The sequence below is a fragment of the Betaproteobacteria bacterium genome (assembly GCA_016709965.1).
In the GTDB taxonomy this organism is placed as follows: domain Bacteria; phylum Pseudomonadota; class Gammaproteobacteria; order Burkholderiales; family Rhodocyclaceae; genus Azonexus; species Azonexus amarohabitans.
In genome coordinates, this window is record JADJLT010000001.1 from 393714 (window position 1) to 407671 (window position 13958).

Genomic DNA, 13958 nt, shown 5'->3' on the forward strand with positions numbered 1-13958 from the left:
GGTTGGATCACCTTGGCGAATGCCGAAATCTGGCGCTTTGTGCTAATCGGCGATGTTCCTTATTCCGACTTCGAACGCGCCCAGCTTCCAAAAATGCTGGAGAAAATTGCCGAGAGCCACGTTGAATTCGTCGCTCACATAGGTGATTTCAAGCATGGCAAGGATCGTTGCGACGATGCTCTCTTCGAAGATCGCCTGCAGCTCTTCAACGCCAGCCGCATTCCCTTTATTTTCGTTCCTGGCGACAACGAATGGACGGACTGCTATCGCAAAAGCAATGGTGCCTTTGACCCGCTGGAGCGCCTCGGCAAACTGCGCAGTATGTTCTGGAACAAGGATCAGTCGCTTGGCCAGAAAAAAATAGCACTTGTCCGCCAGTCCGAGAGCATTCCGGAGAACGCCAGATTTCGACTTGGACCGGTACTTTTTGTCAGCCTCAACATCCCCGGCAGCAATAACAACTGGACCAGGACCGGCGAGCCAAGCCCCGAATATCTGGCCCGCAACCCGCTCGTTTTACAATGGCTGAAAGAGGGATTCGCAATCGCCCAACATCAAGGTTTGGCCGGAATCGTGCTCCTCTTCCAAGCCGATCCAGACTTCACCAATTTTGCGCTAGGCATGCCACAACCCAGCTACCGGGACTTTCTCGATCTGCTGCGCGAGGAAACAATCAAATTCCCCGGTCAAGTCGTTGCCGTGCACGGGGACAGCCATATCAGCTTGATCGACAAGCCGCTGCGCGACAAGCGCGGCGGTCAAATCACCAATTTTACGCGCGTAGAAACCTTTGGTTATCCAGCCATGGGTTGGACACGCTGCATCATCGACACCGAATCATCCGCACTACTCCGATTTGAGACCCATCCCTGGCCACCCGGGCGTCCATAAAAAATACCCGCATTAGCGGGTATTCGATGATTCAATTTCAGACTACGATCAGTGGCAGGTTTCTTCGTCACCATCGGGATGGTGGACGTGTCCGTGTTCGATTTCCTCTTCACTGGCCGGGCGAATCGACGTCACCGTGCAGGTGAACACCAGCGCCATACCAGCCAGCGGATGGTTTCCATCAAGCACGACCTTGTCATCGGCAATCTCCGTAACGCGGTAGATGACGAAGTCGTCTTCGCCACCCTCCTCCGGGCCACCTTCGAATTGCATGCCAACTTGCAGTTCTTTCGGGAAATCCTTACGTGGTTCTACCTGAACCATTTCGGCATCGTAGTCGCCAAAAGCCTCATCCGGCTGCAATTTGACCTGAATCGACTCGCCGACTTTCTTGCCCTGCAGCTCTTCCTCGATTCTCGGAAAAATATCGTCGTACCCGCCATGCAAGTAAACGAGCGGCTCACGCCCTTCGTCAACGACTTCGCCATCCGGATCGGTAACGTGGTAATCGAGGGTGATGACGGAATTTTTGGCAACCTGCATGTTCATGAATTTAGTTCCTTGACGAGGCGCAGCACATCCAGTGCATGACCTTTGTAATTAACGTTGTAGAGCGCATGGCGAATAGTGCCACTGCGATCAATGATAAAGGTAGAGCGAGAAACGCCGAACTTCCGGTGGCCATCTACCTCCCTGGCCTGCCAGACACCGTATTGCTTGCAGACCGTTCCTTCAGCATCTGACAGCAACTCTATACCGATGCCTTCCTTGTCGCGAAACTCCGCGTGTTTCAGGCAATCGTCACGGCTGATACCGAATAGTATGCAGTCCTGCCGCAGGAACTCATCCTCGTGATCAGAGAAATCCGTCGCCTCCTTGGTACAACACGGCGTTCCATCCTTGGGGTAGAAAAACAGCACAATGTGCTTCTGCCCTTGATAATTGGCCAGATCGACTGTCGCCATGTCGGCATCTGGCAGAGAAAATACTGGTGCTTTCTCGCCAACCTTGAGCAGCATGTTGTTCTCCTTGAGCGCTCTGCGTGGGGCAATACCGAGAACGATTCTAACGGAGGCCAATACGGGTGACTACTACGGTCGACGGGAATTTGTGATTTATTTTCCGGGAACTTTTTCCGGGATCTGCACGAAGGTTTCGTCCTGCCTGACCATCCCCAGCTCAAAGCGGGCACGCTCTTCGATGGCGTCGTAACCCTGTTTCAAGTCACGAACCTCGGCATCAAGGCCCGCGTTCCTGATCTCCAGCTTTTTGGTCACTTCCTTCTGTGCCTGCAATTGACGGTCGTATTCCCATACCTTCAACCAGCCCCCCTTTCCCACCCAAAGCGGGAACTGGAGGAGGCCAATGGCTACGAGAAGGCCGACCGTCAGCCAGCGCATAACGCGTTAACGCAGGTTGTAAAAGGTTTCGCGACCAGGATAAGAAGCGGTATCGCCCAGATCTTCCTCAATGCGAATCAGCTGGTTGTACTTGGCAATACGGTCAGAGCGTGACAGCGAACCAGTCTTGATCTGACCGGCATTCAAGCCTACGGCGATGTCGGCGATGGTGCTGTCTTCGGTTTCACCGGAACGATGCGAAATCACGGCGGTGTAACCAGCGCGCTTGGCCATTTCAACGGCTGCGAAGGTCTCGGACAGGGTGCCGATCTGGTTGATCTTGACCAGAATGGAGTTACCGATGCCCTTCTTGATACCCTCCTTGAATATCTTGGTGTTGGTCACGAAGATGTCGTCACCAACGATCTGCACAGACTTGCCCAAGCGGTCCGTGAGCAGCTTCCAGCCATCCCAATCGGCTTCTGACATACCGTCTTCGATGGAAACGATCGGAAACTGGTCAGCCAGGTTGGCCAGATAGTCAACAAACTGAGCCGAGGTCAGTTGCAGGCCTTCACCGGACAAGTGGTACTTGCCATCCTTGTAGAACTCGGAAGCAGCGCAGTCCAGCGCCAGCAGAACATCCTTGCCAGGCACATAGCCAGCAACCTCAATCGCTTCCATGATGATCTGCAAGGCTTCGGCATGGCTGCCGAGGTTTGGAGCGAAGCCACCTTCGTCGCCGACAGCGGTCGAATGTCCCTTCTTGTTCAGCAGCTTCTTCAACGCATGGAAAATCTCAGCGCCGCAACGGATGGCTTCACGAATATTGGCAGCGCCGACCGGCATCACCATGAATTCCTGAATATCCAGGCTGTTGTTGGCGTGCTCGCCGCCGTTGATGATATTCATCATCGGCACCGGCATTTGCATCGGACCCATGCCGCCGAAGTAGCGGTAGAGCGGCAGGCCGGACTCTTCAGCGGCAGCCTTGGCAACTGCCATCGACACGGCAAGAATGGCATTGGCGCCGAGGCGGGACTTGTTGTCGGTACCATCGAGATCGATCATCGTCTGATCGATAAAGGCCTGTTCCTGAGCATCCAGGCCAATGATGGCTTCGGAAATTTCAGTATTGACGTTCTCAACCGCCTGCATGACGCCCTTGCCAAGGTAACGACTGGCATCACCGTCGCGCAGTTCGATGGCTTCGCGGGAACCGGTAGAGGCTCCTGAGGGAACAGCCGCACGCCCCATGACGCCGGACTCCAGCAGGACGTCCGCTTCGACTGTGGGATTGCCACGGGAATCCAGAATTTCGCGTGCTACAACATCAACGATTGAACTCATACTACTTCCTTATTATCAGAAGGTTAAATAAACAACTTAAACTAAATTATCCATACCGGAAGTCAGTACCGGCTCACTTCAATTCCTCGAAACCGGCCGCCTTCACCGCCTTGTCGAGTGCAACCAGGGTTGCCAGCAGGCTTTCCATGCGATCCAGCGGCCAGCTATTCGGTCCATCCGACCAGGCTTTTTCTGGGCATGGATGGGTTTCCATGAACAATCCCGAGATACCAACAGCAACCGCTGCCCTTGCCAAAACGGGCACAAATTCGCGTTGACCGCCAGAAGTCGTACCTTGCCCACCCGGTAACTGAACACTGTGCGTGGCATCAAAAACAACCGGACAACCGGTCTCACGCATGATCGCCAGGCTACGCATGTCTGATACCAGATTGTTGTAGCCAAAGGAGGCGCCACGCTCGCAGACCATGATGTTGTCAGCGCCGATGTTCACTTCGCGCGCCTTGTCGACCACATTCTTCATGTCGCCCGGCGCCAGGAACTGGCCCTTCTTGATATTCACCGGTTTACCGCAGGTGGCAACCGCATGGATGAAATCGGTCTGGCGACACAGAAACGCTGGCGTCTGCAATACATCGACCACTGCCGCTACGGCAGGAATGTCTTCGATGGTGTGGACATCGGTCAGCACCGGCACGCCGATCTGGCGTTGCACTTCGGAGAAGATACGTAACCCCTCTTCCAGACCAAGGCCGCGAACCGATTTGCCTGAACTGCGATTAGCCTTGTCGTATGAGGCTTTAAAAATGTAAGGAATTCCCAGTCGACCGCAGACTTCCTTCATGTGGCCAGCCACATCAAGGCAAAGTTGCTCGGACTCCGCAGTACAAGGACCAGCAATCAGGAAAAAAGGCTGGTCAAGACCAGCCTCGAAACCACAGAGCTTCATTTGCCGTTGACCTTTTGATTGGCCAGTGCCGCCTTCACGTATGACGTAAATAGCGGATGGCCCTGACGCGGGTTGGAGGTAAATTCAGGATGGAACTGGCAACCGACGAACCACGGATGGACATCAGAGGGCAGCTCGACCATTTCGCACAAATTCGTACCCGGCGCACGTCCGGAAACCTTGAGGCCCTTCTCTTCGAGTTGGGCCAGCAAGGTATTGTTAACTTCGTAACGGTGACGATGGCGCTCGGTAATTTCTGCCGCACCGTAGATTTCCCGGGCCAGTGAGCCTTCTGCCAACTGGCAGATCTGGCCGCCCAGCCGCATTGTGCCGCCGAGATCGGAGTCTTCACCGCGCTTCTCGACCTTGCCGGATGCATCCAGCCATTCAGTAATCAATCCAATCACCGGGTAAGGCGTATCCTGGACAAACTCGGTGGAGTGAGCGTCAGTCATGCCGGCGACATCACGGGCAAACTCGACGACGGCAAGTTGCATACCGAGGCAAATGCCAAGATAAGGCACCTTGTTTTCGCGTGCATAGCGAATGGCAGCAATTTTGCCTTCCGTGCCACGCCGGCCAAAACCACCGGGGACCAGAATGGCATCAACGCCTTTCAGCACGCCGCAACCGTCGCGCTCGATATCCTCGGAATCGAGATAGACAATCTCGACTTCGCTACGGGTGTGAATGCCGGCATGCTTGATCGCTTCGATCAACGACTTGTACGACTCGGTCAGATCAACATACTTGCCGACAAAAGCAACCTTGACCTGATGCAACGGGTGTTCCAGCGCCACAATCAGGTTTCGCCAGACGGTCAGATCAGCCGCCTTGGCCAGGATATTCAGCTTGTGGCAGACGATTTCGTCGAGCATCTGCTCATGCAGCATGCCCGGGATCTTGTAGATTGAATCCGCGTCCAGACATTCAATGACCGCTTCCGGCATTACATTGCAGAACAGCGCGATCTTGCGACGCTCTTCAACAGGAATCGAGCGGTCGGCGCGACACAACAGAATGTCGGGCTGAATACCGATTTCACGCAATTCCTTTACCGAATGCTGCGTCGGCTTGGTCTTCAATTCGCCTGCGGTCGGAATGTAGGGCAGCAAGGTCAGGTGCATGTAGCAAACGTTGTTGCGACCTTCTTCAAAACCGATCTGGCGGATGGCCTCCAGGAACGGCAGCGACTCAATGTCGCCCACCGTACCGCCAACTTCGACGATGGCGACGTCAGCACCTTCGGCACCGGCCTTGATCTTGTTTTTGATCTCATCGGTGATATGCGGAATGACCTGCACCGTCTTGCCGAGATACTCGCCACGACGCTCTTTCTTGAGCACAGTGTCGTAGATCTGGCCGGTCGTGAAGTTGTTGCGCTTGGCCATCTTGGCGCTGGTGAAACGCTCATAATGACCGAGATCTAGATCGGTTTCGGCGCCGTCCTCGGTGACGAAAACCTCGCCATGCTGGAAAGGGCTCATCGTACCGGGATCGACGTTGATGTAGGGGTCAAGCTTGAGATGGGTGACTTTGATGCCGCGGGATTCCAGAATGGCCCCGAGCGACGCGGCGGCGATGCCTTTGCCCAATGAGGACACGACACCACCCGTAACGAAAACAAATTTGGTCATGGAAAGACAGGCTGCGGGAAAGCAGAATGATAGCCGATAAGGTGACCAAAGCCAAAGCACGTCGATCAAAATCCTGCTTGCATATGGAATATCGACTCAATAAACGATGTGGTGAATTTGATAGAATCCCAAGTTAATCAAGCCATCGGAAGCATCTTGAAAAGAGTTCTCGTCGTCAATTATTCGCAAACCGGACAGCTTTCGGATATTGCCGAACGGGTTGCAGCCCCTTTGCAAGCGGCCGGATATCAAGTGCATTTCGAAACGCTGGCGCCGGAAACCCCATACCCGTGGCCGTGGCCGATTGTCGATTTTTTTGACACCTTCCCGGAATGCGTGCAACTTGATGCGCCCCCCCTGCGCCCGCTGAGCATTGCCTCTGACACAGATTTTGATCTGATCATTCTGACCTATCAGGTCTGGTATCTCTCCCCCGCCCTGCCGATGACCGCTTTCCTCCACAGCAATGACGGCAAACAGCTGATCAAGGGCAAACCGGTTGTCACGCTGGTGGCCTGCCGAAACATGTGGCTATCCGCGCAGGAAACGATGAAGCATCTGATCTGCGACGCTGGCGGCCATTTGATTGATCATCTGGCCTTCGTCGACCAAGGTCATCCGCTAGCGACGTTCATAACGACGCCGCGCTGGGTATGGACCGGCAAACGGGACCGTTTTCTCGGCCTGCCCCCTGCTGGCGTGTCACCCGAAGAAATTCGCAATGCCAGCCGTTTTGGCCAAGCGCTGGCCCAAGGACTGGCAGGTAACATGGAAAAATCCGGCCAGCCCATGCTGACCGGATTACGTGCAGTGACCGTCAATCCTCGACTGGCCATCAGCGAACGCGCTGGCATGCGCGCCTTTCGCATCTGGTCAAAACTGATCCGGCTGTTTGGCAAACGCGGGCAATGGCGGCGCCGACCGGCACTATTATTGTTCGCGCTATACCTGATCACTTTAATCCTGTCCGTCGTTCCATTAAGCCTCTTGTTACAATGGGTATTTTCTCCGTTGCTTAAACCTCGACTTGAACGGCTCAAGGCTGAGCTCGAATTGCCTTCCGGCTCGCAGGAATTCAACTTACAAAAATATGCACCCTAGCGGCAAGGTCTACATCAACGGCACCTCGGTCTTTCTGCCCAACGCGCCGGTCGGCAACGACGACATCGAGAATGTACTCGGCATGGTCGGCGGAAAGCCCTCGCGCGCCCGACGCATCGTCTTGCGCAACAATGGCATACAGGCGAGGCATTACGCGATCCACCGTTCAACAGGTGAAATCACGCACACCAACGCCCAACTGACGGCTGAAGCCATCCGTGGCCTGGCTAATGATCATTTTTCCCCGAACGACATCGAATGTCTGGTCACCGGCACCTCGCGCCCGGATCAACTGATGCCAAATCACGGCGTCATGGTCCATGGCGAACTAGGCATTCCCGCCTGCGAAGTCGTATCGACCGCCGGCATCTGCGTATCCGGCATCACCGCCCTGAAATACGCCTGGATGTCAGTCCTGAGCGGCCAGACGAAAAACGCGGTTGCTACGGGATCGGAACTCGCCTCGCTGGGTCTGCATGCGCGCAATTTCGAAGCGGAATCAGTGCATCGCATCGCCGAACTTGAAGCCAATCCGGAAATCGCCTTCGAGAAGGATTTCCTGCGCTGGATGCTTTCCGATGGCTCCGGCGCCTTCCTTTTGGAAGGTAAGCCACGGCCACAAGGCATGTCACTCGCCATCGACTGGATTCATATCCTGTCGCAAGCCGATACGATGCAAGCCTGCATGTACGCCGGGGCCGAAAAGCTGGAAAACGGAAGACTGAAAGGGTGGCAGGAATATTCGCCGGCCGAGTGGAGCCACCGCTCCATTTTTACCGTCAAACAGGATGTTCGCCTGCTCAACGAAGCCGTGGCTTACCAGACGATCGGCAAGTCACTGGAAAGAATCATGGCGACCAGCCATCTGAAAGCGGACGAGATCGACTGGTACCTGCCGCACATGTCTTCCGAATATTTTCGCAAACCGATGGCCGATTGCATGGCTGCCGTCGGCTTCCCGATTCCCGAAGAAAAATGGTTCACCAACCTGCAGACCAAAGGCAATACAGGCTCGGCCTCAATCTACATAATGATCGACGAACTCCTGAAAAGCGGCCGCCTGAAACACGGTGATCGCCTGCTTTGTTTCATCCCGGAAAGTGGCCGATTTACCGGCTCGCTGATGCACCTGACAGCAGTCGAACATGCTTGATAACGAAGTCCCGCAGGAAGGCAACAGCACGCTGGGCGGTCATCGCAAGGCGATCTACGCCCGTGGCGCTGATGGCAAGCTGCACATCGTCCAGTCAGCCGGCTGGGAGGTCGAGGAAATCGTCACCATGCAGGCGGTGGAAGACCTCAATCGACTGGCTGAAGACGCCCGCCAGCGCGTCGTCGCCGGCCAGACCTCACCGCTCGAATACCACATGCACCGCGTGCGCATGGACGTGCCGCTGCTCTCGCAGGTCACCGGCCTGTGGCAGTGGCGCATCCGCCGTCATTTCCGGCCGGACATTTTCCAGGGCCTGTCGGAGGGCCTGCTCCGTCGCTACGGTGAGGCCATGGGCCTGACAGGCGAACAACTGAAAAAGATCGATTGATGGAATTCCAGCATAGTCACGCCTCCCATTGCGAAAGCGGCGTCATGTCGTCTATGCTGCGCCATCAAGGTTTGCCGATGTCGGAGCCTATGGCTTTCGGCCTGTCATCGGCGCTCTCGTTTGCCTACCTGCCGATCATCAAGATCAACGGCCTGCCGCTGGTCGCCTACCGGATGCCGCCGAAATTCATCATCAAGGGCCTGCAGAAGCCGCTGGGCATGAAGATGCATTTTGAAACCTTCCGCAGCCCGGAAGCTGGCGAAAAGCGCCTGAACGAACTGCTCGCCGCCGGCAAGCTGGTCGGCATGCAAACCTCCGTGTTCTGGCTCCCTTACATGCCGAAAAACCTGCGCTTCCACTTCAATGCCCACAACGTGCTGGCCTATGGTCGCGATACGGCAAGCGGCGATTACCAGCTATCCGACCCGGTAGTTGAAACGACCGTCACCTGCGCCCCGGCCGATCTGAGCCGCGCCCGCTTTGCCAAGGGCGTGCTGGCGCCCAAGGGCTTGCTTTACTACCCGGAAGGCAAGCCGGTCGCGCCCGACTGGGCCAAGGTATTGCCCAAGGCAATCAAGAAAACAACGCGCATCATGCTCGACTCGCCAATCCCCATCATCGGCGTGCGTGGCATCCGTCGTCTGGCCAATGCCATCGAACGGCTGGATGGGCAAGGCAAACCGGCCGCAGCCAAGATGTTCATCGGCCAGGTTGTGCGCATGCAGGAAGAAATCGGCACGGGCGGCGGCGGCTTTCGCTTCATCTACGCATCCTTCCTGCAGGAAGCCGCCGAGTTGCTGGCCCGCCCCAGCCTCAACGAACTCTCCGACACGCTGATCGACATTGGCGACGAGTGGCGCGAGTTCGCGCTGGCCACCGCCCGCATGATCCGCGACCGCGATCCGCTTGATCCGTCCGGGCTGGCCGACAAGCTGCGCGCCATCGCCGACCGCGAGCAAACCTTCTTCCGCGATCTGCGCCGCGCCGCCTGATGCTGCACATCGAGGGCATTTCGTACCGTTATCGGGATGCCGCCAGCCCCGCGCTCGATCAGGTCACGCTGAACATTCCCGCCGGTGGCGTCTACGGTTTATTGGGCCCGAATGGCGCTGGCAAGACGACATTGATTTCGCTGCTCGCCGGACTGCTGACCAGCGCAAACGGAAAAATCTCGCTGAACGGCCAAGCGCTGGCCGAAGCCCGCGCCGCCAACACCCGGGCTATTGCGCTGGTGCCACAGGATTACGCCTTCTACCCGATGCTGACCGTGGCCGAAAATCTGCGTTTCTTCGCAGGTGTGCTCGGCCTGAAGAGTGCCGAAATAAAAACCCGGAGCGAAGCCGCCATCAGCTTCGCCCGACTCGAACAGGTAGTCGACAAGCGGGCCGAGCAACTCTCCGGCGGCCTGCGTCGGCGCCTCAACCTGGCCATCGGCCTGCTCGGCCAACCCCAACTGTTGCTACTCGACGAACCGACGGTTGGCGTCGATCCGCAGTCACGCCACTTCCTCCTTGAGGCCATCGCCGCCCTACCCGCCGCTGGTACGACGGTGATCTACACCAGCCACTACATGGAAGAAATCGAAGCCATTTGTCAGCGCATTGCCATCATTGATCAAGGTCGCGTACTGGCCGAAGGATCGCTGGCCGACATCCTGCACAACCCGGAACCGCAGCTTGATCTCGAACTGAATTGCCCCTTGCCGGCCGATATCGCCGAACGCTACGCCGCAACGCCCCTCGGCGATTTCAAATTTCGCCTTTTTTTCCGGTCGACCGTGGGAATGGACCCAGAACTACCGCGTTTGCTCGACGAACTGGCTGCTGCCGGCTGCACAATAAGCCGCCTCAACCTCGGCCAGCAAAATCTCGAACAGGTGTTCATGAACCTGACCCAACGCTCACTCCGGGACTAAGCAATGACGCCCCGCCTCTTCGCCCTCTGGCTCAAGGAAAGCATCGCCCTGCTGCGTGACAAACACGGCCTGATCGCCCTTTTCGTCATGCCGACGCTGTTCATCCTGGTCATGACCATGGCCCTGCGCGACGCCTTTTCGCCGGGCATCACCGTCGATGTCGGCTATGTCATCGTCGATCTTGACCACAGCGAGCATTCGCAGGCCTTGAGCAAGCGCCTGGCCAAAGCCGCCACCTTCAAATTGCAAGCACTCACCGCCGACGCCCAGACACCGGAAGCGGCACGCGAAGGCATCCGCACCGGTCGCCATGCGCTGGCATTGATCCTGCCCAAAGGTTTCGGCAGTCGCCTGCTCACCCCGGCCGGGGCCGATGGCCAAGCCACCGAAGCGCTGACCCTGCTCGTTGATCCAACGCTCAACCCCGCCCTGCAACTGGCCTTCCGCAATCAGGTCATGGCCGCCCTCGGCGCCTTGCGCGCCGACGAACTGACCCACCGCGCCGGCAAACTGTTCGGCCTGCCCACCGCCTCCGGCGCCAGTGCTGAACGCGACTGGCCCGACGAAATCACCAGCGTCGCCGTGCGCAACGACCAGAGCATCAAACCGCCTTCGTCAGTGCAGCAAAACGTCCCGGCTTGGCTCATATTCGCGATGTTCTTCGTCGTCATTCCCATTTCCTCCATCTTCATCATCGAGCGCCAGCAAGGTACACTGCAGCGCCTGCGCGCCATGGGCGTGCCATTCCGCCTGCTGCTCGCTGGCAAGTTGCTGCCCTTCTTTGTCGTCAACCAGTTGCAAGCCTTGCTGATGGTGCTGGTTGGCCTCTTCCTCGTCCCGATGTTCGGCAGCGAAGCGCTGGAAATGCCGAGCGGAGTCGGCCTGCTCAACTGGTGGGCGGTGTCTGTCGCTGTCAGCCTGGCCGCCGTCGCCTGGGCGCTACTGGTCGCCAGCCTTGCCAAAACCTCCGAGCAAGCGACCATCGTTGGCGGCGTCAGCAATATCCTGATGGGCGCCATCGGCGGCGTTATGGTGCCCAAATTTGTTATGCCAGCCTTCATGCAAAAACTCGCCGCGCTGTCGCCGATGGCCTGGGGCCTCGATGGTTTCCACACCGTCATGCTGCGCCACGGCAGCTTCGCCGACCTGCTGCCCAGCCTGCTGCCGCTGCTTGCCTTCGCCATCTTCTCGCTGGCACTGGCTGCCTGGCTTAACCAACGCTCCCTCGCCGCCCGCTCATGAACACTGCTCTCTGCCTCGAACTCAAGGCCTTGATCGTCGAATCCTGCGACAAGGATTGCGCCCCGGAAAGCATCACCGACGACGAAATCCTCTTCGGTCCGGAAGCGCCGCTGCAACTCGATTCGCTTGATGCCCTGCAAGTTTCGATGGCGATCAAGAAAAAATACGGCCTGCGCCTGCCGGACAGCAAGGAAACCCGGCGCATCTTGTCCAGCGTCGCCAACCTGGCCGAACATCTCGATGCCTGGCTGGCCAGCCGCGCATGACGCGTCCGGTCTTCATCGCCAAAACTGCCCTGCTCTGCTCTCGCGGCGAATCGCCGTCGGCCGTCGCCGGTGCCCTGTGGAATGGCGAATGCAACGCCGGACAGCGAAAGATCGGCGAGCGTGCTTTCCCCTATTTTGGCCTGCCGCTTAACGAAGCTGACTGGATGCTTCGCGCTGAACAAGCGATCCGTCAGGTTGGCATTCAACTCAGCCAACTGGTGCCAGAAACGCCCCTCTTCATCGCCTCGTCCTCCTTCCAGATCGGCCAATTCGAACAACTCGGCGCACCATTTGACTTGCCGCTCGCCGCCGCCTCATTCAGCCGAAACATCGCGGCATGGATGGGACTCAACGGAGCCCGCTACAGTTTTTCGAACGCCTGCATCGCCGGCTTTTCCGCCCTCGACGCGGCGCGCAGCCTGATCGGCGCCGGACTGATCGACGACGCCATCGTCCTCGGCGTTGAACTGGCCAACAACAGCACGCTGGCCGGTTTCGCCGCCATGGAATTGCTCTCGCGTACCGCCGGTCGCCCCTTCGATGCGCGACGCGACGGCCTGGTTCTTGGCGAGGCAGTCGCTGCCGTTTACCTCAGCGCAAAGCCTTCCACCTGGCGCATTGCCGGGCTGCGCACTGGCCTCGACGGTTATTCGACCACCGGACCTAATCCAGACGGCTCGCGGATTGCCAGTGTTGCGGTCGACTGCCTGAAAGAGGCAAATTTGCCAGCCGCCGATATCGAGTTGATCAAGTTGCAGGCTGCCGGATCACCCGGCACTGACCTGGCCGAAGCCAACGCCCTGCGCAGCGTGTTTGGCCAGCGCATGCCGCCGCTTATTTCGCTGAAGCCAGCCCTCGGCCACACGCTGGGCGCCAGCGGCATGGCCGAACTGGCCGCCCTGCTCGCCTGCCTGGATGCTGACAAAATCCCGGCCACCGCCGGTTTCTCCAAAGTCGATCCGGAAATTGCCCTGTTTCCGATGGTCGACCGTAGCACTGCCCATATCGAACATGCCCTGCTCAACCTGATCGGCTTTGGCGGCGGTCTGGCCTGCCTGATCGTCGAGCGCCAACGATGATTACGCTGACCAAGGCGCTGAGCCAAAGTTTCGCCCCCGCCGACCTGCCGGCTGCCGTGCGCGCCGCGCTCGGCAAGCCGCTGCGCCGCGCTGCGCCGCTCACGCAGTTGGCACTGGTCGGTGCCCTGGCCTGCCTGCCGCCCGAACGTCGCCATCTGCCGACTGCCCTGCTTTGGCAATCGACCAGCGGCCCGCGCCTGGAAACGCTAGCTCTGCTCGATGAAGTTTGCTACGGCAGCGCTGAGCCCATGCCTTATGATTTTCTCGCCACACAACCAGCCATTGCCGCCGCCCAGGTCCAATCCTTCCTGCCCGGGCTGCAGTCAGCCATGCACCTGCCGCTGGATTGTGAAGGAATAGCGAATTGGTCACTACTGCTCAGCCTCGCCATCATCTGGCTGAACGAAGGCCGCTGCGCCCAAGTGCTGTGCGCCCAGCTCGACCACACCGCCGATGCCGCCAGCAGCCACTGGCTGGCGCTGAGCAATCCGCCTCTTGAAAATTCGCCGGCCAGCCTCCAACTAGTAAACAGCGCTCCATGCAATCCCCTGCCTGATACACCCGATTTCCCGACAAAACTCACCGAATGGCTGGCCTCCAGCGACGCACAAGCCATTTCCCTGCATTCTCCCGTCGCCATGAGCCAGACGGTAGAATTCGCCCGACTCTAATTTATACAGGCCCCA

The 13958-nt window shown here is 58.0% G+C and carries 16 protein-coding genes; 10 read left to right on the forward strand and 6 right to left on the reverse strand.

Annotation, left to right across the window (positions count from 1 at the left end; genetic code table 11):
* The first annotated feature begins 12 nt into the window (after nt 1-12).
* On the forward strand, nt 13-891 hold the full coding sequence (locus IPJ12_01955; protein MBK7645960.1) for a hypothetical protein: 879 nt from the start codon (nt 13-15) through the stop codon (nt 889-891).
* 48 nt (nt 892-939) lie between these two features.
* Here the strand turns inward: IPJ12_01955 and IPJ12_01960 are convergent, their stop codons facing one another.
* The 6 genes from IPJ12_01960 to IPJ12_01985 all read right to left on the reverse strand — a co-directional run bounded on the left by IPJ12_01960 (nt 940) and on the right by IPJ12_01985 (nt 6128).
* The gene (locus tag IPJ12_01960; protein MBK7645961.1) at nt 940-1434 is read right to left on the reverse strand and encodes a peptidylprolyl isomerase; all 495 of its coding nucleotides are present in this window, start codon (nt 1432-1434) and stop codon (nt 940-942) included.
* A 2-nt stretch (nt 1435-1436) separates the two neighbouring features.
* Entirely contained in the window at nt 1437-1907 is a 471-nt protein-coding gene (locus IPJ12_01965; protein ID MBK7645962.1) for a peroxiredoxin, read from the reverse strand.
* A gap of 99 nt (nt 1908-2006) precedes the next feature.
* Nucleotides 2007-2291, reverse strand: coding sequence for a cell division protein FtsB (ftsB, locus tag IPJ12_01970; GenBank protein ID MBK7645963.1), 285 nt, complete (start codon nt 2289-2291; stop codon nt 2007-2009).
* Between the two features lie 6 nt (nt 2292-2297).
* A complete protein-coding gene (eno, locus tag IPJ12_01975) occupies nt 2298-3581 on the reverse strand; it encodes a phosphopyruvate hydratase (GenBank protein ID MBK7645964.1) in 1284 nt (427 codons plus the stop codon).
* Nucleotides 3582-3654: 73 nt separating this feature from the next.
* The gene (kdsA, locus tag IPJ12_01980) at nt 3655-4491 is read right to left on the reverse strand and encodes a 3-deoxy-8-phosphooctulonate synthase (protein MBK7645965.1); all 837 of its coding nucleotides are present in this window, start codon (nt 4489-4491) and stop codon (nt 3655-3657) included.
* Nucleotides 4488-6128 (reverse strand): CTP synthase, encoded by a 1641-nt coding sequence (locus IPJ12_01985; GenBank protein ID MBK7645966.1) that lies wholly within the window; start codon nt 6126-6128, stop codon nt 4488-4490. Before IPJ12_01985 ends, kdsA begins: the two co-directional genes overlap by 4 nt.
* 156 nt (nt 6129-6284) lie before the next feature.
* Here IPJ12_01985 and IPJ12_01990 point away from each other — a divergent pair, with 156 nt between their 5' ends.
* From IPJ12_01990 to IPJ12_02030, 9 genes are read left to right on the forward strand one after another with little or no spacing between them, the layout of a single operon-like run.
* Nucleotides 6285-7229, forward strand: coding sequence for a dialkylresorcinol condensing enzyme (locus IPJ12_01990; GenBank protein MBK7645967.1), 945 nt, complete (start codon nt 6285-6287; stop codon nt 7227-7229).
* Nucleotides 7219-8382: a beta-ketoacyl-ACP synthase III gene (locus IPJ12_01995; protein ID MBK7645968.1), complete on the forward strand. Its 1164-nt coding sequence runs from the start codon at nt 7219-7221 to the stop codon at nt 8380-8382. Before IPJ12_01990 ends, IPJ12_01995 begins: the two co-directional genes overlap by 11 nt.
* Entirely contained in the window at nt 8375-8770 is a 396-nt protein-coding gene (locus tag IPJ12_02000) for a hypothetical protein (protein ID MBK7645969.1), read from the forward strand. Before IPJ12_01995 ends, IPJ12_02000 begins: the two co-directional genes overlap by 8 nt.
* On the forward strand, nt 8770-9762 hold the full coding sequence (locus IPJ12_02005; GenBank protein MBK7645970.1) for a BtrH N-terminal domain-containing protein: 993 nt from the start codon (nt 8770-8772) through the stop codon (nt 9760-9762). Before IPJ12_02000 ends, IPJ12_02005 begins: the two co-directional genes overlap by 1 nt.
* Nucleotides 9762-10685, forward strand: a complete 924-nt coding sequence (locus IPJ12_02010) for an ABC transporter ATP-binding protein (protein ID MBK7645971.1) — start codon at nt 9762-9764, stop codon at nt 10683-10685. The genes IPJ12_02005 and IPJ12_02010 overlap by 1 nt, the downstream gene beginning before the upstream one ends.
* Before the next feature lie 3 nt (nt 10686-10688).
* The gene (locus IPJ12_02015) at nt 10689-11927 is read left to right on the forward strand and encodes an ABC transporter permease (GenBank protein MBK7645972.1); all 1239 of its coding nucleotides are present in this window, start codon (nt 10689-10691) and stop codon (nt 11925-11927) included.
* The gene (locus IPJ12_02020) at nt 11924-12193 is read left to right on the forward strand and encodes an acyl carrier protein (GenBank protein MBK7645973.1); all 270 of its coding nucleotides are present in this window, start codon (nt 11924-11926) and stop codon (nt 12191-12193) included. The genes IPJ12_02015 and IPJ12_02020 overlap by 4 nt, the downstream gene beginning before the upstream one ends.
* Nucleotides 12190-13272 (forward strand): beta-ketoacyl synthase, encoded by a 1083-nt coding sequence (locus tag IPJ12_02025; GenBank protein ID MBK7645974.1) that lies wholly within the window; start codon nt 12190-12192, stop codon nt 13270-13272. Before IPJ12_02020 ends, IPJ12_02025 begins: the two co-directional genes overlap by 4 nt.
* The gene (locus IPJ12_02030; GenBank protein ID MBK7645975.1) at nt 13269-13943 is read left to right on the forward strand and encodes a hypothetical protein; all 675 of its coding nucleotides are present in this window, start codon (nt 13269-13271) and stop codon (nt 13941-13943) included. Before IPJ12_02025 ends, IPJ12_02030 begins: the two co-directional genes overlap by 4 nt.
* The last annotated feature ends 15 nt before the right edge of the window (nt 13944-13958 follow it).

Coding starts and splice junctions, on each gene's coding strand:
- IPJ12_01960 (MBK7645961.1), bottom strand. CDS start 1,434: ATGCAGGTTGCCAAAAATTCCGTCATCACCCTCGATTACCACGTTACC.
- ftsB (MBK7645963.1), bottom strand. CDS start 2,291: ATGCGCTGGCTGACGGTCGGCCTTCTCGTAGCCATTGGCCTCCTCCAG.
- eno (MBK7645964.1), bottom strand. CDS start 3,581: ATGAGTTCAATCGTTGATGTTGTAGCACGCGAAATTCTGGATTCCCGT.
- kdsA (MBK7645965.1), bottom strand. CDS start 4,491: ATGAAGCTCTGTGGTTTCGAGGCTGGTCTTGACCAGCCTTTTTTCCTG.
- IPJ12_01985 (MBK7645966.1), bottom strand. CDS start 6,128: ATGACCAAATTTGTTTTCGTTACGGGTGGTGTCGTGTCCTCATTGGGC.
- IPJ12_01995 (MBK7645968.1), top strand. CDS start 7,219: ATGCACCCTAGCGGCAAGGTCTACATCAACGGCACCTCGGTCTTTCTG.
- IPJ12_02000 (MBK7645969.1), top strand. CDS start 8,375: ATGCTTGATAACGAAGTCCCGCAGGAAGGCAACAGCACGCTGGGCGGT.
- IPJ12_02005 (MBK7645970.1), top strand. CDS start 8,770: ATGGAATTCCAGCATAGTCACGCCTCCCATTGCGAAAGCGGCGTCATG.
- IPJ12_02010 (MBK7645971.1), top strand. CDS start 9,762: ATGCTGCACATCGAGGGCATTTCGTACCGTTATCGGGATGCCGCCAGC.
- IPJ12_02015 (MBK7645972.1), top strand. CDS start 10,689: ATGACGCCCCGCCTCTTCGCCCTCTGGCTCAAGGAAAGCATCGCCCTG.
- IPJ12_02020 (MBK7645973.1), top strand. CDS start 11,924: ATGAACACTGCTCTCTGCCTCGAACTCAAGGCCTTGATCGTCGAATCC.
- IPJ12_02025 (MBK7645974.1), top strand. CDS start 12,190: ATGACGCGTCCGGTCTTCATCGCCAAAACTGCCCTGCTCTGCTCTCGC.
- IPJ12_02030 (MBK7645975.1), top strand. CDS start 13,269: ATGATTACGCTGACCAAGGCGCTGAGCCAAAGTTTCGCCCCCGCCGAC.